Origin of the sequence: Caulobacter sp. DWR3-1-2, from assembly GCF_049896225.1 — a bacterium.
Taxonomy (GTDB): Bacteria; Pseudomonadota; Alphaproteobacteria; order Caulobacterales; family Caulobacteraceae; genus Caulobacter.
The window spans coordinates 1-17,739 of the sequence record NZ_JAFCTW010000008.1 but is presented as its reverse complement, the minus strand read 5'-3'; the positions used below and the strand labels follow the sequence as shown (position 1 = coordinate 17,739).

Here is a 17,739-nt window from a genome sequence, read left to right as displayed (position 1 = left end):
CCAAGGTTCGTCTTCTTTCGCTACGGAAGTCAAACGGACAGTCCTCCCCCCGTGGGGGAGGGGGTCGCGCAGCGACCGGTGGGGGAGTTTTCAGATCGAAGATCGCGGGACTGGCCGGCGTCCGATCACGCCCCCCTCCGTCGGCTTCGCCGACATCTCCGCCACGGGGGGAGGACTTCACGCGGACGGCCGCTGAAGAGGTGGAAAGGGTCGCGGAGCGCCGGACATCGTCCGGAGTGTTTTCTAGTGTATACCGTTTCGACGAAGCCGATCGCTCCGCGCCATCGTTATCCGTCCGCGTCCGGTAGGCGGCCCTGTTAAGGCCTAGCCGGATGACCGGTTCGCCGTTTCCGACGAGGGCCGGCGCCGGGGGACGCGGATCCAGAAGACACGCACGCCGATTCCCCAGCTGACGCCGACGGCGGGCGGGCTCCCCAACGATGGGAGTCCCCGGACACGCTGAAGTAACCCCCTTCAGCCCAGTCCCGCTCGATCGCCCCCCGCCGCCGCATCGGTCGCTGGCCATGCGCCCTTTCCTCGCGACGAGGTGAGAGAAGGATACGGGCGCCGGGAGTCACGGAGGATAAGTCTTTTTCAGGCGTTGATTTTGCTTGGGAAACACGGCGGGAGACGGGAGCATGGATTTGTTTCTTGTCCCTCCCCTTATGGGGAGGGTGGCGGCGAAGCCGACGGGTGGGGCTCCGGCGCCCGGCGCTCCATGCGGCCAGCTCCCCCCACCCGACCCCTTCGGGGCCACCCTCCCGCGAGGGGAGGGAAGGATATGTTCTTTTGGCGACTACTTCCCCTTCAACTGGCGATCGAAGAAGTCCAGGTGGGTCTTCAGCACGTGCAGGCCCTTGGTACGGCTGCCGGGGGCGCTGTGGCGCTCGCCGGGATAGAGCATCATCTCGAACGGCGTGGCGTTCTTCTGCAGGGCCGCGATCAGGCGGGTGCTGTTCTCGAAGATCACGTTGTCATCGGCCATGCCATGCAGCAGCAGCAAGCTGTTGGGCTTGAGGTTCTTCAGGCGATTGAGCGCGTCGGACTTGGCATAGCCGTCCTTGTTCTCGTCCGGCTTGCCCATGAACTGCTCGGTATAGTGGGTGTCGTACAGGCCCCAGGCCGTGGGCGGGGCGCCAGCCGCGCCGGCCTTGAACGGGGTGTCGGGCGCCGTCATCAGCATCAGGGTCATGAACCCGCCGTATGACCAGCCCATGACACCCAGATTCCCGGCGTCGACATAGGCCAGGGTCTGCAGGAACTTGGCCCCCACCAACTGGTCGTCGACCTCCACCGTCCCCATGCGGCGGTCCAGCGCCCGCTTGAACTTGGCGGAGCGGTTGGTGCTGCCGCGGTTGTCCAGCTTGAAGATGACGTAGCCGTCTTCGAGATAGGGCCGCTCGCGCACGCTCTGCCAACCCTTGTTCACCGTCTGGGCGTGTGGGCCGCCATAGACCGAAACGATGGCCGGGTATTTCTTCGCCGGATCGAAGCCGATCGGCTTGAGGATTTCGTAGTGCAGCACCTCGCCGTCGGCGGCCTTCAGCACGCCGTATTCCGGAACCGGCAGGGTCGCGGCATAGGGCCAGTAGGGATGGCCCTCGGCCAGCCTGTTTTCCTCGATCCAGCGCACGCGCTGGCCGTCGGGCGCGTAGAGCGCGGTCTGGGGCGGGGTCTTGATGTCGCTATAGCTGCCGGCGAAGGCGCCGTTGGGGGCGACCTTGGCGCTCCACCAGCCGCCGGCCGAGGTCAGGGGTTTGGGCGCGCCATTCTTTCCGCTGGGGGGCTTCCCGTAGGAGACTTCGTAGATGCGGCGCTCCAGCGGCGTCTCGATCGAGGCGCTGAAGATCGCCACCTTGCGGGCCTCGTCGACGCCTTCCAGGTCGGCCATGGGCCAGTCGCCCTTGGTGACCTGGGCGATCAACTTGCCGGTGGCGGCGTGGTGATAGAGGTGCTTGTAGCCAGACTTCTCCGACGACCACAGGAAGCTTCCGTCTTTCAACGGCTTGAAATCGTCGTTCAGCTCCAGCCAGTGGGCGTCGGTCTCGGTCAGGATCGTCTTGCCCACGCCCGTCGCGGGGTCATAGGCGATCAGCTCGAGCGTCTTCTGATCGCGGGCCTGGCGCTGGACATAGAGAGTCTTGCCGTCGGCCGACCAGTCGACTCGGGCCAGATAGATGTCCTTGTTCGAACCCAGGTCGATTTGGATGGTCTTGCCCGAAGCCATGTCCTGGACGAACAGGTCGACCACGGCGTTGGGACGGCCGGCGCGCGGATAGCGCTGCTCGACCACCGTGGCGCCGCCCGGACCGATGTCGGCGCGCGGCACGACATCGACGCCGCTCTCATCGACGCGGGTATAGGCGATGCTCGTTTCGTTGGGGTTCCACCAGTAGCCGGTGAAACGGTCCATTTCCTCCTGAGCGACGAACTCGGCCACGCCGAACGACAGAGCGTCCTTGCCGCCAGCGGTCAAGGCCTTCTCGGCGCCGCCGGTGATCGGCTTGATGTAGAGGTTCTGGTCGCGGACATAGGAGACGAAACCGCCCTTGGGCGAGACCTTGGCGTCGACTTCGTCGCCGGGGGTCTCGGTCAGCCGGCTGACCTTGCCGTTTGCGACGCTGTCCAGATAGAGGTCGCCGTCCAGCGGCACGAGGATGAAGCGGCCCTGGCTGTCCCAGCTATATTCGACGATGCCGCGGGCCGAGACGCGGGCCCGTTCGCGGCGGGCCAGCTCGGCTTCCGACAGCGCCTTGGCGCCCGAGGACAGGGCCGCCGAGTCGATCAGGCGATAGGGCTCGCCGCCCGCCACGTCGGCCGCCCACAGGTCCTGGACATTGGCCGCGTCAGCCTTGCCCTTCAGATAGGTGACGCGCTTGCCGTCCGGCGACAGGGCTACGCCCTTGGCGGTGGGGCCCGACAGGGCCGGATCGGCGAAAACGCGTTCGGGGGTGAGGTTTTGCGCCAGGACCGGCGAGGAGAGGGCGAGGGCGGCCGTGATGGCCAGGAGCGAGGGTCTGATCATGGCGTGGGACGCTAGAGGTGCGTGGGGCGGTTGTCAGCAGGGAAAGTTAGCGTCTGTCCGCCCACCTAGCAGGGCAAGTGTTCGCCGCACGAAAAAGGGCCGGGATCGCTCCCGGCCCTTCGCTCATTTCGGGCGATGAACGACTAGAAGGCCTTCTTCACCGTCACGAACCCTTGGCGCGGCGGCGCCGTCAGCACCGTCTGAGCCGTGCCGGCGGCGTCATTATTGGCGAAACCGCCCGAACCAATGGTGGAGATATAGTCCTTGTCGGTCAGGTTGGTGATGTTGGCCTGGATTTCCAGACCCTTGGTCCAGACATTGTCATCAGGAAACCGATAGCCGACCGTCAGGTCCGCCACGGTGGTTGAAGGCGCCTGACCACCGATGTTTTCGTAGGTGTAGTAGCGCTTGTCGGTATAGGCGACGCCTAGCTTGCCGTAGAAGCCGCTTTGCTCGAACGACACTTCGCCCTTGAAGATGTTCTTGGGCGTGTTGACGACGGTCTTGTCCTTTGTTCTGGCCTTGATCGTGCCGTCTGCGGCGACGACGTCGTCCTCGTACTTCGAGTCGTTATAGGAGTAGGCGCCGTACAGCGACCAGGCGTCAGACAGGCGATAGGTTCCAGCCAGTTCCAAGCCCTTGGTCTCGACCGAACCGACGTTCGACAGCACCGGCGCGTTGCCTTGGATCGTCGCGCCTTGAGCCAAGGCCAGCAGGCGATCATCGAAGGCGACGTGATAGAAGGCCGCCACGCCCTGAAAGCGCTCGTTGTGGTAGCGGGCGCCCAGTTCGATGGTCTTGGAGCTTTCCGGGTTCAAGGTTTTGGCGATGTAGTCGACCCGAGCCTGGCTTTGCGAGGCGAACGGACCGGACGTGGCCGCCGAGACATAGGCGCCCATGTTCTCCGTATAGCCGGCAAACAGCTCTCCGCCGTTTTTCAGATCGTAGACCGCGCCGAACTGCGGCAGGAAGCTGTCCTTGGACTCGATCTTGCCCGACAGGGGAGAGCCGACCACGGTCTTGACGCCGTTCTCGACCTTGATGGCCTTGAAGCCGAAATTGACCTTCAGATCATCCGTCGCGGTCCAGGTGTCTTCGATATGGGCCGTCGTGGTCTTGGTGTCGAAACTGTACTGCCACTGGGTGAAGAACGGGTTGGACTGGAAGTCCAGCGCGTCGCGCGAAGGCGCCGCGGCGGTCTCGGCGTAGAAGCGGCGTGCCTGGTTGAAGTCGTTCTGCTCGGTCCAGAACCCGCCGCTGACGATGTGGGCGCCCAGATCGACGGCTAGTTCGGCGATCAGGCCCTTGCGGTCGATATCGTACTCAGTGGAGCGGATCGATAGGGGGGCGGCCGTCGAACCCGCAGTTCCGAAGCCGGGGCTGGGCACATACGGCGTGTACCACAGGCCCTGACCCTGGTTGGTGTGACCATAGGCGGTGGCGGTGAGGCGGACCTTGTCGGTGATCGGCAGGTTCAGTCCCAGGCCGTAGAGGTCATCGTCGCGGATGCCGGCCCCGGCGTAATAGGAGTCGTCAACGCACTTGACCGGCGCCGGATAGGGATTCGTCCCCGTGCCCGTGTAGCAGCCGTTGCCGTCCAGCCGGGCCGCGCCGGCGGTGTAGTTCGCGGGGTTCAGATAGGCAGCCGCCGTGGACACCGCCGCCGCCCAGTTGGGCTGGAAATTGTCCCAGTCGCGGCCCAAGCGCTTGATCATGTCGAACGACAGGTCTTGGTAGTCTTGCTCGCGGCGCTCCGAGCGATTGTAGAAGGCGGTCAAGTCGCCCTCGCCGATCGGCAAAACGACCTTGAGGTCATATTGGCGCTGCTTCTGCTCGCCGCCGCCCTTCCACTTGTCGGTGTTCTGGTCGGCGATCGACAGATAGCCGCGCAGGCCGCCCAGACCGGCGATGGCGCCACTGTCGACGCGGCCGAACAGCCGGTACATGCTTTCCGAACCCGCTGTAGCGTTGATCTGGGCGCCGAAGGCTTCGGAGGGATCGCGCGAGAAGAACTGCAGCGTACCGCCCAGGTTCGAGGTCGAGGCGGTGCCCAGCGCGCCGGCGCCCTGCGCCAGTTCAACCCGCCCGATGTCCTCGCTGGCGATGGCGCGGCTGATGTGTAGGCCGTTGTGGTTGCCGTAGCTCATGTCGCCTAGCGGCACGCCGTCCAGGGTGAAGCCCAGCTGGTTCTGGTTGAAGCCGCGGATCGAGATGCGGGTCGACCACTCATAGGCGCCGAAGGCGTCGGCCGACTGGAAGGTCACGCCCGGAAGCTTGTCGATCGCCTTCAGCGGGCTGCTGCCGGCGGCTTCGAGCAGCAATTGCTCAGTCTTGAGGGTCTGGACCTGCCGGCTCTGACCTTGGCCCAACACGACGACGGCGTCGACTTCGTTGGCGTCGGCCGGAGCGTCGGCGCCGGGCGCTGGCGTGGCGGCGGAGACGGTCTCGGCGGCGAGGGCGGGCGCGGCCAGCAACAGCGCGCAGGCGGCGGCGCCCAGCATCAGGTGTTGTCTCATAATTGGATCCCCACGCCGGCGCTCAGGGAGAGCGGCGCCGGCTTAGGAACCTCGGGTAACAGCGCTGCGCGACAGTCCTTTGACGCTTTCGTGTCGGGTTTCCGACGGCGGCGCGACGCCGCCGTGACGCTCCGCCACGACCGCCGACATTGCGCAATCCCGCCCCGGGGGCTATCTGAGCGCCCGACCCCCCGATCCGATACGCAAGAGGCCGACGCCCCCCATGGCTCAGCAATATATTTTCCAGATGCAGGGCCTCACCAAGGCCTTCCCCGGTGGCAAGAAGATCTTCGAGAACATCTGGCTGTCGTTCTATTCCGACGCCAAGATCGGCGTCGTGGGCGTCAACGGCTCGGGCAAGTCGACCCTGCTGAAGATCATGGCTGGCCTTGACGACCAGTTTTCGGGCGAGGCCAAGGCCGCCGAGGGCATCCGGCGCGGCTACCTGCCGCAGGAGCCGGTGCTGGATCCGACCAAGGACGTCTGGGGCAATGTCATCGCCGACTGCGAGGACAAGCTGATCTTCGACAAGTACAACGAGATCGCAAACCGGCTCGGCGAGGACTATTCCGACGAGCTGATGGAGGAGATGACCAAGCTCCAGGAGATCATCGACGCCCGCGACCTGTGGGACATCGACTCCAAGGTCGAGATGGCCATCAACGCCCTGCGCTGCCCGCCCAACGACGCCAGCATCGAAGACCTGTCGGGCGGTGAAAAGCGCCGCATCGCCCTGGCGCGCCTGCTGCTCAGCAAGCCCGACATCATGCTGCTGGACGAACCCACCAACCACCTGGACGCCGAGTCGGTGGCCTGGCTGCAGCACCACCTGGAAAACTTCCCGGGCTGTGTGATCCTGGTCACCCACGATCGCTACTTCCTGGATCAGGTCACCAAGTGGACGCTCGAGCTCGATCGCGGCAAGGGCGTGCCGTACGAGGGAAATTACTCCGGCTGGCTGGAGCAGAAGACCAAGCGTGTCGTGCAGGAGCAGTCGGAGTCCGACAGCCGCCAGCGCGCCCTGACCCGCGAACTTGAGTGGGTGCGTTCCAGCCCCAAGGCCCGTCAGGCCAAGTCCAAGGCCCGTCTGGCAAGCTATGATGAGATGGTCGCCGCCCAGGACAACGCCCGTCTGGCCCAGACCCACGCCCACATCCAGATCCCGCCTGGCCCGCGCTTGGGCAATCTGGTGCTGGAAGTCGAGAATCTGGAAAAGGAATATGGCGACAAGGTGCTGTTCAAGGACCTGTCGTTCCGCCTGCCGCCGAACGGCATCGTCGGGGTCATCGGCCCCAACGGCGCCGGCAAGTCGACGCTGTTCAAGCTGATCACCGGCCGCGAACAGCCGGACGGCGGCACGGTCAAGGTCGGCGACACCGTCAAGCTTTCGTACGTCGACCAGTCGCGCGATGCGCTCGACGCCAACAAGACCATCTGGGAAGAGATCAGCGGCGGCACCGACATCATGATCGTCGGAAAGCGCGAGATTAACAGCCGCGCTTACGTGGGCAGCTTCAACTTCAAGGGCGCGGACCAACAAAAGAAGGTCGGCCTGCTGTCGGGCGGTGAGCGCAACCGCGTCCACCTGGCCAAGACCCTGGCCACCGGCGGCAATCTTCTGCTGCTCGACGAACCGACCAACGACCTGGACATCGAAACCTTGCAGGCCCTGGAAGAGGCCCTGGAGGAGTTCGCCGGCTGCGCCGTGGTCATCTCCCACGATCGCTGGTTCCTGGACCGCCTGGCCACCCATATCCTGGCCTTCGAGGGCGACAGCCACGTCGAGTGGTTTGAGGGTAACTTCGAGATGTATGAGGAAGACAAGAAGCGCCGCTTGGGCGCCGACAGCCTGATCCCCAAGCGCATTAAGTTCCAGAAATTCGCGCGCTAGAGAATTTCCCGACCTGACTGCGTCAGACCGTCAGCTCTAATCTTCTGTTTTGACGCATTTTTCTTCACGAGAACCGGAACCACTTCGCTCGAAAAATGCTCTAACGCGCCGACTTTTTTCCGGACTCCGCGACAGGGCGGCCGCCAGGGCCGCCCTGTCATCGTTTCTGAATCTACTTTGGTTCGGTCATCGTGCCCGGCGTGGAGCTTGAGCCGGGAAGGTTCGAGCCGGGCTCGGGGCCAGTGGATTCTGGCATGGTCGGCGGTGTAGCTGGCATGCTGCTCGTGCTGTCGGAAGGCATGGTCGTGGACGGCATGCTACCGGCCGGCGAGCCCATCGAGGCGCCGGTCATGGCCGGGGCTGCGGGCATGGTCGCCGAGGTGTCGCTCGACATGCCGGTCGAGGCCGAGCCGCTCCACCAGTCCTTGCTGGCCCGGACCTTGGGCGAGGCCTTCATATAGGCGTCCAACTGCGAATAGGGGATCGGCTGCTTGGGTGCGGCGGCTGCGGCCGAAGCCTTGGCCTGCGGCGCGGCCGAAGCGGCGCCAGACAAGACCATGGCCAGCGCGGCGCCGGCGGCGAGCGTTCTGATCATCATGGGAATTCCTCCAGGATCTTCAGGCGTCGGGGCGGCGCCACGGACAAAACCCGTGGCAAGACAGGGAGTTCACAGCTTAACCTTGCGTGACTTGGGTGGGGGCCGGGAACCCCCACGTCGTTGGTCGAGTTTGGATGGCGCATTGTTCGCAGGAGTCGCCCATGTCCAACCCACCCCTGACCGGTCGTCCGCCCTCGCTCATCGGCCGCAAGGTCGCCGTCTTGGCCACCGACGGTTTCGAGCAGTCGGAGCTGGATACGCCAGTCGAGGCCTTGAAGGCGGCGGGCGCCACCGTCGAGATCGTCTCGCCGAAGGCCGGCGAAATCCAGGGCTGGGAACATCAGGACAAGGGTCACGTCGTGCCGGTCGATCGCGGCCTGGCCAGCGCCGACCCCGCAGGATACGACGCCCTCGTCCTGCCGGGCGGTGTGATCAACCCCGACGCGTTGCGGATCGAGCCGGAGGCCATCGCCTTCATCAAGCACTTCGTGACCAGCGGCAAGCCGATCGCGGCGATCTGCCATGGCCCTTGGACGCTGATCAACGCCGGCGGCGTCGAGGGCAAGCAGATGACCTCCTGGCCATCGCTGGAGATGGACCTCCGCAACGCCGGGGCCTTTTGGGTGGATCGCGACGTGGTGGTCGACCAGGGGCTGGTCACCTCGCGCAAGCCCGACGACCTGCCGGCCTTCTGCGCCAAGATGATTGAGGAATTCGCCAAGGGACTACACAGCTAGGCAGTTATCTCCCTGCGGTTCTGGGTGGCGCGCGGTTGCAACTGGAGTAGTTTGCGTCGCGTTCCGGCGGCTCTATCTCGGGCTCCATCCCGGGATGGAGGAAGCGCATGCCGCAAACGCCCGCCGACAAGCCCCACATCCTAATCTCGCACGAGATGCTGACGCCGCTGCAGTCGATGCTGGAGGGTGCCTACGAGGTGCACCGCCTGTGGGACTATCCCGATCGGCTGGCGTTCCTGGAGGGGCCGGGACGAGAGGTGAGGGCCATCGTCCATGCGGGCGAGATGGTGCTGACCAAGGACCTGCTGTCGGAAATGCCCAAGCTGGGTCTGATCGCTTGCGTCAGCGTCGGCTATGACGGGATCGACGTGCCGTGGTGCAAGTCGCATGGCATCGCGGTCAGCCATTCGACGGGCCTCAATGCTGGTGATGTCGCCGATCACGCGGTGGGTCTGGTGCTGGCCGCCTGGCGGGGCGTCGTCGAGGGCGACACGCGGCTTCGCACCGGCCACTGGACCAACATGGAGCGGATGAGCCCCCGCCATGGCCTGCGCGGCCGCAAGGCCGGGATCGTCGGCCTGGGCCATATCGGCGAGGCGGTCGCCCGCCGGCTGGAAGCCTTCGAGCTCAAGATTTCGTGGTGGGCGCCCCGGCCCAAGGACACCGACCGGCCGCGCGCCGCGAGCCTGCTGGACCTGGCCCGCGACAGTGACATCCTGGTGGTCTGCGCCCGGCCCGACGCCAGCAACCGCCACATGATCGACCAGGCGGTGATCGAGGCGCTCGGGCCCCAGGGCCTGCTGGTCAATGTGGCTCGGGGCTCGCTGGTCGACGAGGACGCCCTGATCGCGGCGCTCAAGGACGGCCGGTTGGGCATGGCGGGGCTGGACGTGTTTGATCACGAACCGACCCCGGCCGCGCGTTGGGCCGGCGTGCCGCACACCGTGCTGACTCCCCACACGGCTGGCGCGACCCTCGACAGCATCCCCGCCATGGTCGGGCTGACTCTGGAGAACCTGCGGCGGTTCTTCAAGGGCGAAGGTCTGGCCTCGCCGGTCGAGGTTTAGGCGGGGAACGGCGCAGCAAAGGGCGTCGAACTGATCGAGGCTCTTGCGCCTTTGCTGACTTGGTCGGAAGCTTGGGCCCGGGATCTTGGGGCGCAAGACCTCGGGGCCGCCGATCGGGCGCGAGAGGGCTAGCATGGCGAAGGTGTTGGGACTGGGTGGGTTGTTCTTCAAGGCGGAGGATCCGGCCGCGGTTCGCGCCTGGTACGCCCGCGTGCTGGGCTTCGAAGTCCACGACTGGGGCGCCACCTTCAACCACCCGAAAACCGGCGCCGTGAGTTGGGCGCCATTCGCCGCCGACACTGGCTATTTTGAGCCGTCGGACGCTTCGTTCATGATCAATTTCATCGTCGATGACCTGGACGGCGTGCTGGCGAGGGCCGCAGCCGAAGGGGTTGAGCCGACGGGTCGACAGGACGAGGATCTGGGCCGTTTTGCCTGGTTGATCGACCCTGCTGGGGTGAAGATCGAACTCTGGCAACCGGCGCCTGAGGAGGCCTGAAGCCGAGGCGGCGCAACAAAATCCACTTGCAAAATGGGACATAAAGATATCTTTATATCCCCATGAAGGCGTCATCCGAAAAGGTTGTGGATCTGCTGCGCGCGGCCGGGGAATCGACCCGTCTGCGCGTGCTGGCGCTACTGGCCCATGAGGAACTGTCGGTGCTGGAGCTGTGCCGAATCCTCGATCAGAGCCAACCCCGCGTATCACGCCATCTGAAGCTGCTGGCCGAGGCCGGGCTCGTCGAACGCTTTCCCGACGGCGCCTGGGTCTTCTACCGTCTGGCCGCCAAATCGCCGGGCCGGGCCCTGATTGCCCAGGCGCTGGACCTGATTGACGCCGCAGATCCGGCCGCGCGCGCTGACGGCGAGAAGCTGGCCCGGGTGCGGACCGAACGCGCCGCCGGCGCCCAGGCCTATTTCGCCCGCAACGCCGCGCGCTGGAACGAGATTCGCTCGCTCTATGTCGATGAAGCCGAGGTCGAGGCCGCTATCCTGCAGGCGGCCGGTGAGGGGCCCTTCGATGAGATGGTCGACCTGGGGGCCGGCGCGGGTCGCATGCTGACCCTGCTGGGCCGTCGGGCGGGCACGGCTTTGGGTTTGGATCTTTCACAACAGATGCTCAACATCGCCCGCGACGAGGTGGCCAAGGCAGGCCTGGTCCAGTGCGAATTGCGACATGGCGACATCTTCGCCACCGGCCTGCCGGGCGGTTGCGCCGATCTGGTGACCGTTCACCAGGTGCTGCACTATCTCGGCGACCCGGCTGCGGCCGTGGCTGAGGCCGCCCGACTGGTGGCCGACGGCGGCCTGCTGTTGATCGCCGATTTCGCGCCGCATGATCACGAGTTCCTGCGTGAGGCGCACCAGCATCGCCGCCTGGGCTTCGCCGACGGCGAGATCACCGCCTGGGTCGAGGCTGCGGGCCTGGTGCTCGACAGCAACATCGCCCTGCCGCCGACCAGCAACGAAGGGCTCACCGTCAAGATCTGGACGGCTCGCCGTCCCGCTATCAAGACCGCCGAAAGAAGCGCCGCATGACGACCCCGCTCGACCCCCGTGTGCTCGACCCCCGCGTCCTTGGCCCGGTCGCCCGCGCCGGCGAACGCACCGACCGCCCGCGCGTCTCGTTCGAGTTCTTCCCGCCGAAGACCGAGCAAATGGAGGAGAACCTGTGGGCGGCGATCAATCGGCTGGCTCCGCTGGATCCGGCCTTCGTCTCGGTGACCTATGGGGCCGGCGGCTCGACCCGCGAGCGCACCCACCGCACGGTCAAGCGCATCCTCGAAGAGACCAGCCTCAAGCCCGCCGCCCACCTGACTTGCGTCGGCGCCAGCCGCGCCGAGGTCGATGAGGTGATCCGCGAATATTGGGAGACCGGCGTACGCCACGTGGTGTCGCTGCGCGGCGACCCGCCCCCCGGCGAGGGCGGCATCGGCGGCGTCTATGTGCCCCGCGAAGACGGCTACAAGAACGCCACCGAGCTGACCTCGGCCTTGAAGGCCGTCGCGCCGTTTAATGTGCTGGTCGGGGTCTATCCGGAAAAGCATCCTGAAAGTCCGTCGATCGGGCACGACATCGAGGTGCTGAAGGCCAAAATCGACGCCGGGGCCACGCTGGGCATCAGCCAGTTCTTTTTTGACACCGACGCCTTCCTGCGGTTCGTCGACAAGGTCCGCTCCGCCGGCATCACCATCCCGATCGTGCCGGGCATCATGCCGGTGACCAACTTCAAGGGCCTGGTGAAGATGTCCAGGGCCTGCGGCACGGCTGTGCCTGGCTGGCTGGCCAATCTCTTCGACGGCCTGGACGACGACGTCGACACCCGTCGCCTGCTGGCCTGTTCGGTGGCCGCCGAGATGTGCGCCAAGCTGCAAGAGCAGGGCTTTTCGGACTTCCACTTCTACACCCTCAACCGGGCCGACCTCGTCTACGCCATCTGCCGCGTGCTGGGCGTCCGCGAGACCGTCCCGGCGCCTTCGGAGGCCGCCGCGTGACCGATCTGACCACCCGCCCGGATCTTTCGACAAGAACAGGCCGCGTCGCGGCCCTGAGGGCCGCCGCCAAGGAACGGATCTTGATCCTCGACGGCTCGTGGGGCGTGATGTTCCAGAAGCGCAAGCTGAGCGAGGCCGACTACCGCGCCGAGCGCTTCGCCGACTATGACGGCCAGATGAAGGGCAATAACGACATCCTCTGCCTGACACGGCCCGACATCGTCGCCGACCTGCATCACCAGTATTTCGCGGCCGGCGCCGACATCTCCGAGACCAATACGTTTTCCGGCACCACCATCGCCCAGGCCGACTATCGCCTCGGGGCCGACGTGGTGCGCGACATCAATTACGACGGCGCGCGCATCGCCCGCGCCGTGGCCGACGAGTGGCTGGCCAGGGAGCCGGAAAAACCGCGCTTCGTGGCCGGCTCGATGGGGCCGCTCAACGTCATGCTGTCGATGTCGTCGGACGTGAACGATCCCGGCGCGCGCAAGGTCACATTCGACCAGGTCTACCAGGCCTATCGCGAGCAGGTGGCGGCGCTGCACGACGGCGGGGTGGACCTGTTCCTGATCGAGACCATCACCGACACGCTGAACTGCAAGGCCGCGATCAAGGCGATCATGGACCTGGTCGACGAGGGCTATGAGGAGCTGCCGATCTGGATTAGCGGCACCATTACCGACCGCTCGGGCCGAACCCTGTCAGGCCAGACGGCGGAAGCCTTCTGGAACTCGATCAAGCACTGCAAGCCGTTCGCCGTGGGCTTCAACTGCGCCCTGGGCGCCGACCTGATGCGGCCGCACATCGCCGAGATGGCTCGCATCGCCGACACCCTGGTCGCGGCCTATCCCAATGCTGGCCTGCCCAACGCCATGGGCGAATATGACGAGGAGCCGCACCAGACCGGCCACCAACTGCACGAGTGGGCCAAGGACGGCATCGTCAACATCCTGGGCGGCTGCTGCGGCACCACGCCGGACCACATCAAGCATGTGGCCGACGAGGTGCGCGGCGTGAAGCCCCGCGCGATCCCCGAGCGCCCGAAGGCCATGCGCCTGGCGGGGCTTGAGCCGTTCGAGCTGGCCTAGGGGCTCCGATCCGATCGCATCGGATCAGGCCTCTCGATCATTGTTTCCACGCATTTTCTTCACGCGAACCGAACGCCGCTTGGCTTGAAATGCTTTAGAGATTTCACGATGCGCACCACCATTCTCTTCGGCGGCATGAGCCGCGAGCGTCTCGTCTCGGTAGCCAGCGCCAAGGCCTTGGCCACGGCCTTGCCAGGCGCCGACCTGTGGTTCTGGGCCCCGGACGACAAGGTCTATGTCGCCAGCGACGCGGTGCTTCAGGCCCATCAGCGGCCGTTCGAGCTGGACCTGCCCACCGAAGGGGCGTCGATTGGCGGCATCGAGGCGGCGCTCGACAAGGCCAAGGCCGAGGACCGCGTTCTGGTGCTGGGCATGCACGGCGGCGAGGCCGAGAACGGCGACCTGGCCGCCCTGTGCGAGGCGCGGCGCGTGGCGTTTACCGGTTCGGACTCCAAGTCCAGCCGCCTGGCTTTCGACAAGATCGCGACCAAGGTCGCCGTGGCTCAGGCCGGCGTCGATGCGCCTTCGACGGTCGAACTGGCCGACGCCGAAGCGGCGCTGGCCAAGTACGGTAAGCTGGTCGCCAAGCCGGTGGCCGATGGCTCCAGCTACGGCCTGATCTTTGTCAACGGTCCCGCCGATCTGGAAACCCTCGAAGAGGCCGCCGGCTCGGCAGCCTATGTCATCGAACCCTTCGTGGCTGGGTTGGAGGCCACCTGCGGCGTGCTCGAACAGGCCGACGGTTCGCTGATCGCTCTGCCGCCGGTCGAGATCCATCCCGCCGACGGAGCCTTCGACTACGCCGCCAAATATCTAGCGGCGGCGACCCGTGAGATCTGCCCCGCCACCTTCCCCTCGGAGATCATCGCCGCCATCCAGACTTGCGCTCTCAAGGCCCACGAAACCGTGGGGGCCGGCGGCTATTCGCGCAGCGACTTCATCGTCACGCCGAACGGCCCGATCTTCCTGGAGATCAACACCCTGCCAGGCATGACCGCAGCGTCCCTCTATCCCAAGTCGCTGAAAGCCCAGGGGATCGCCTTCACCGACTTCCTGGCCGGCCAGATCACCTTGGCGACGGCCCGCGCCAAGACCGAGGCGGTTTGAGCATGGCCTGGGCGAGCGGACTGTTCGACAATGACGAGGCGATGGATTTCGTCGGCGACCTGGCCGAGGCGCCGGACTGGCGCACGGTCGTCCAGATGCTGGACCATGTGACGAAGACGGCCGGCTATCTGGAAGCCCCCGAGGGCGAGATCGCCGTGGCAGCCGCGGCGATCGTCGCCGCATCGATCGGCGACGTCACCATCCTGCCCGACAGCCACCGCGACCTGAAGACGGCGCTGGGCGCGGCTCCGGACGGCGCGGTCGCCCTGGCGCGCTCGGCCCTGGCGCGCGTCGTCGGTCCGGCCTCTGAACTCGACGAACTGTGGCAGGAGGGGGAGGATCACGACGCGTGGCTCACCCAGATCGCCGCCCTGCAAACGACCTTGAGTGCCGCGAAATGAGACCTGTCTTCGTCAATATCGGTGAGCGCACCAACGTTACTGGCTCGGCCAAGTTCAAGAAGCTGGTCATCGACGGCGACTATCCGGCCGCCCTGTCGGTGGCCCGCCAGCAGGTCGAGGCCGGGGCCCAGGTCATCGACGTCAACATGGACGAGGGCCTGCTCGACTCCAAGCAGGCGATGATCACCTATTTGAACCTGATGGCGGCCGAGCCCGACATCGCGCGGGTGCCGGTGATGATCGACAGCTCCAAGTGGGAGGTGATCGAGGCCGGCCTGAAGTGCGTCCAGGGCAAGGCGATCGTCAATTCGATCTCGATGAAGGAGGGGGAAGCCAAGTTCATCGAACAGGCGAAGCTATGCCTGCGCTACGGTGCGGCCGTGGTGGTCATGGCCTTCGACGAGCAGGGCCAGGCCGACACCGCCGCCCGTAAGATCGAGATCTGCGAGAAGGCCTATCGCATCCTGGTCGACAAGGTGGGCTTCCCGGCCGAAGACATCATCTTCGACCCCAACATCTTCGCCGTGGCGACGGGCATCGAGGAGCACGACAACTACGCCGTCGACTTCATCGAGGGCACGCGAGAGATCAAGAAGCGCTGTCCCTACGCCCGCATCAGCGGCGGGGTGTCGAACGTCTCGTTCAGCTTCCGTGGCAACGAGCCGGTGCGACGGGCCATCCACTCGGTGTTCCTGTACCACGCCATCGCGGCGGGCATGGACATGGGCATCGTCAACGCCGGCGACCTGCCGGTCTATGATGCGCTGGACGCCGAACTGCGCGAGGCCGTCGAGGACGTGATCCTCAACCGCCCGCAGCGCACCAACGTCACCAACACCGAGCGGCTGGTCGACTTGGCCCCCAAGTACAAGGGCGACAAGAGCCAGGTCCAGACCGCCAATCTCGAATGGCGCAAGGGCACGGTCAACGAACGCATCACCCACGCCCTGGTCAACGGCATCACCGAATTCATCGAGGCGGACACCGAGGAGGCGCGCCTGTCGGTCGAGCGACCGCTACACGTCATCGAAGGCCATCTGATGGACGGCATGAACGTGGTCGGCGACCTGTTCGGCTCGGGCAAGATGTTCCTGCCGCAGGTGGTCAAGTCGGCCCGCGTCATGAAGCAGGCCGTGGCCTGGCTGGAGCCGTTCATGGAGGCCGAGAAGGCCGGCAAGCCGCGCGTCCAGGCCGGCCGCATCCTGATGGCCACGGTAAAGGGCGACGTCCACGACATCGGCAAGAACATCGTTGGCGTGGTGCTGCAGTGTAACAATTACGAGGTCATCGACCTGGGCGTGATGGTCCCGGCCGACCGCATCTTGGAAGAGGCCAAGAAGCACAACGTCGACATGATCGGGCTGTCGGGTCTGATCACCCCGTCGCTGGACGAGATGGTGTTCGTGGCCGCCGAGATGGAGCGCCAGGGCTTCACCATGCCGCTGCTGATCGGCGGCGCCACAACCAGCCGCACTCACACGGCGGTCAAGATTGAGCCGGCCTATTCTAAGGGCTCGACCACCTATGTGCTGGACGCCAGCCGGGCGGTGGGCGTGGTCTCGGGCCTGCTGTCGCTCAGCGAGCGCGACCGCCTGCAGGCCGAGACGCGCACTGAGTATGTCCGCATCCGCGAGCAATATGCGCGGGGGCAGAGCAACAAGGCGCGCACCAGCATCGCCGATGCCCGCAAGAAGAAGTTCGAGATCGAGTGGGCCGGCTACCAGCCGCCCAAGCCCAGCTTTATCGGCGTGCGGACCTTCGAGCCGTCGCTGGCCGAGCTGGTCCCGTTCATCGACTGGTCGCCGTTCTTCGCCAGCTGGGAGCTGATCGGCCGCTTCCCACAGATCCTGGAGGACGACGTGGTCGGCGTGGCCGCCACCGACCTCTATCGCGAAGCCCGCGAAATGCTCGACAAGGTGGTCGCCGAAAAGTGGTTCGGGGCCAAGGGCGTGATCGGCTTCTGGCCGGCCCAGGCCGACGGCGACGACATCGTTCTGTACACTGACGAAAGTCGCAAGACCGAGCTGTCGCGCCTGTTCACCCTGCGCCAGCAGATGGACAAGGGCGCCGGCAAGATGAACGCCGCCCTGGCTGACTTCGTCGCGCCGATCGGGCACGGCCCAGACTATGTCGGCGGCTTCGCCGTCACCGCCGGCCATGGCGAGGACGAGATCGTCAAGCGCTTCAAGGACGCCGGCGACGACTACAGCGCCATCATGGCCAGCGCCCTGGCCGACCGCCTGGCGGAGGCCTTCGCCGAGTGGCTGCACTACCAGGCCCGCGTCGAGCTGTGGGGCTACGCCGCCAATGAGGCCCGCGACACCGACGTGATGATCGCCGAAAAATACCAGGGCATCCGCCCGGCCCCCGGCTATCCGGCCCAGCCCGACCACACCGAAAAGGGCACGCTGTTCAAGCTGCTGGACGCGGAGGCCGCCACCGGCATGATCCTGACCGAGAGCTACGCCATGAGCCCCGGGGCGGCGGTGTCGGGCTTCTATTTCAGCCACCCGCAGAGCCACTATTTCGGCGTCGGCAAGGTCGATCTCGACCAGGTCGAGGACTATGCCCGCCGCAAGGGCTGGGACCTGGCCTATGCGGAGAAGTGGCTGTCGCCGATCCTCAACTACGACCCCGGCGCCAAGGCGCGGGGGGAGGCGGCTTAGCCGCCCAGGAACGGGCCGAGGCCGAAGGCCTGGCCGCCACCCGGGGCGACGCCCTGCGCAAGGCCCAGCAGAAGCGCGGCCTGCAGACCCTGACCGCCCCGGTCGGCGGCATCGTCCAGGCCGTTTCGGTGACGACGCTGGGCGA

13 protein-coding genes and 1 pseudogene are annotated in these 17,739 nt (G+C 65.9%); 11 read left to right on the top strand and 3 right to left on the bottom strand.

Annotated features, from left to right (window positions below; all coding sequences use genetic code 11):
- Positions 1–796: 796 nt before the first annotated feature.
- Both ACP696_RS12650 and ACP696_RS12645 read right to left on the bottom strand, forming a co-directional pair.
- Positions 797–3,025, bottom strand: a complete 2,229-nt coding sequence (locus ACP696_RS12650; protein ID WP_426013532.1) for a DPP IV N-terminal domain-containing protein — start codon at positions 3,023–3,025, stop codon at positions 797–799.
- 143 nt (positions 3,026–3,168) lie between these two features.
- Positions 3,169–5,541, bottom strand: a complete 2,373-nt coding sequence (locus tag ACP696_RS12645) for a TonB-dependent receptor (protein WP_426043862.1) — start codon at positions 5,539–5,541, stop codon at positions 3,169–3,171.
- A gap of 223 nt (positions 5,542–5,764) precedes the next feature.
- Between ACP696_RS12645 and ettA the strand changes: the two genes are divergently transcribed.
- On the top strand, positions 5,765–7,432 hold the full coding sequence (gene ettA, locus ACP696_RS12640) for an energy-dependent translational throttle protein EttA (protein WP_426013529.1): 1,668 nt from the start codon (positions 5,765–5,767) through the stop codon (positions 7,430–7,432).
- 172 nt (positions 7,433–7,604) lie between these two features.
- Here ettA and ACP696_RS12635 read toward each other — a convergent pair whose 3' ends face one another.
- Positions 7,605–8,030, bottom strand: a complete 426-nt coding sequence (locus ACP696_RS12635) for a hypothetical protein (RefSeq protein WP_426043861.1) — start codon at positions 8,028–8,030, stop codon at positions 7,605–7,607.
- Between the two features lie 161 nt (positions 8,031–8,191).
- On the opposite strand from ACP696_RS12635, the gene ACP696_RS12630 reads away from it, so the two are divergent.
- The 10 genes and pseudogenes from ACP696_RS12630 to ACP696_RS12585 form a co-directional block, all read left to right on the top strand.
- Positions 8,192–8,767: a type 1 glutamine amidotransferase domain-containing protein gene (locus tag ACP696_RS12630; protein WP_426029789.1), complete on the top strand. Its 576-nt coding sequence runs from the start codon at positions 8,192–8,194 to the stop codon at positions 8,765–8,767.
- A 107-nt stretch (positions 8,768–8,874) separates the two neighbouring features.
- Entirely contained in the window at positions 8,875–9,834 is a 960-nt protein-coding gene (locus ACP696_RS12625; protein WP_426013524.1) for a 2-hydroxyacid dehydrogenase, read from the top strand.
- A 133-nt stretch (positions 9,835–9,967) separates the two neighbouring features.
- Positions 9,968–10,333, top strand: a complete 366-nt coding sequence (locus ACP696_RS12620; protein ID WP_426043860.1) for a VOC family protein — start codon at positions 9,968–9,970, stop codon at positions 10,331–10,333.
- Positions 10,334–10,395: 62 nt separating this feature from the next.
- The gene (locus ACP696_RS12615; protein WP_426029792.1) at positions 10,396–11,373 is read left to right on the top strand and encodes an ArsR/SmtB family transcription factor; all 978 of its coding nucleotides are present in this window, start codon (positions 10,396–10,398) and stop codon (positions 11,371–11,373) included.
- Complete coding sequence (gene metF, locus ACP696_RS12610) at positions 11,370–12,329, top strand: methylenetetrahydrofolate reductase [NAD(P)H] (RefSeq protein WP_426043859.1); 960 nt, start codon at positions 11,370–11,372, stop codon at positions 12,327–12,329. Before ACP696_RS12615 ends, metF begins: the two co-directional genes overlap by 4 nt.
- A gap of 5 nt (positions 12,330–12,334) precedes the next feature.
- A complete protein-coding gene (locus tag ACP696_RS12605) occupies positions 12,335–13,420 on the top strand; it encodes a homocysteine S-methyltransferase family protein (protein WP_426043894.1) in 1,086 nt (361 codons plus the stop codon).
- Between the two features lie 108 nt (positions 13,421–13,528).
- Positions 13,529–14,527, top strand: coding sequence for a D-alanine--D-alanine ligase family protein (locus ACP696_RS12600; protein WP_426029793.1), 999 nt, complete (start codon positions 13,529–13,531; stop codon positions 14,525–14,527).
- Between the two features lie 2 nt (positions 14,528–14,529).
- Entirely contained in the window at positions 14,530–14,928 is a 399-nt protein-coding gene (locus ACP696_RS12595; RefSeq protein ID WP_426043858.1) for a DUF4259 domain-containing protein, read from the top strand.
- Positions 14,925–17,594 (top strand): methionine synthase, encoded by a 2,670-nt coding sequence (metH, locus tag ACP696_RS12590; protein ID WP_426043857.1) that lies wholly within the window; start codon positions 14,925–14,927, stop codon positions 17,592–17,594. The genes ACP696_RS12595 and metH overlap by 4 nt, the downstream gene beginning before the upstream one ends.
- Positions 17,534–17,739: pseudogene (locus tag ACP696_RS12585) on the top strand (hypothetical protein); the annotation flags it as partial. The gene metH and the pseudogene ACP696_RS12585, both read left to right, overlap by 61 nt.

Coding starts and splice junctions, on each gene's coding strand:
- ettA (WP_426013529.1), top strand. CDS start 5,765: ATGGCTCAGCAATATATTTTCCAGATGCAGGGCCTCACCAAGGCCTTC.
- ACP696_RS12650 (WP_426013532.1), bottom strand. CDS start 3,025: ATGATCAGACCCTCGCTCCTGGCCATCACGGCCGCCCTCGCCCTCTCC.
- ACP696_RS12595 (WP_426043858.1), top strand. CDS start 14,530: ATGGCCTGGGCGAGCGGACTGTTCGACAATGACGAGGCGATGGATTTC.
- metH (WP_426043857.1), top strand. CDS start 14,925: ATGAGACCTGTCTTCGTCAATATCGGTGAGCGCACCAACGTTACTGGC.
- ACP696_RS12645 (WP_426043862.1), bottom strand. CDS start 5,541: ATGAGACAACACCTGATGCTGGGCGCCGCCGCCTGCGCGCTGTTGCTG.
- ACP696_RS12635 (WP_426043861.1), bottom strand. CDS start 8,030: ATGATGATCAGAACGCTCGCCGCCGGCGCCGCGCTGGCCATGGTCTTG.
- ACP696_RS12625 (WP_426013524.1), top strand. CDS start 8,875: ATGCCGCAAACGCCCGCCGACAAGCCCCACATCCTAATCTCGCACGAG.
- ACP696_RS12630 (WP_426029789.1), top strand. CDS start 8,192: ATGTCCAACCCACCCCTGACCGGTCGTCCGCCCTCGCTCATCGGCCGC.
- metF (WP_426043859.1), top strand. CDS start 11,370: ATGACGACCCCGCTCGACCCCCGTGTGCTCGACCCCCGCGTCCTTGGC.
- ACP696_RS12615 (WP_426029792.1), top strand. CDS start 10,396: ATGAAGGCGTCATCCGAAAAGGTTGTGGATCTGCTGCGCGCGGCCGGG.
- ACP696_RS12620 (WP_426043860.1), top strand. CDS start 9,968: ATGGCGAAGGTGTTGGGACTGGGTGGGTTGTTCTTCAAGGCGGAGGAT.
- ACP696_RS12600 (WP_426029793.1), top strand. CDS start 13,529: ATGCGCACCACCATTCTCTTCGGCGGCATGAGCCGCGAGCGTCTCGTC.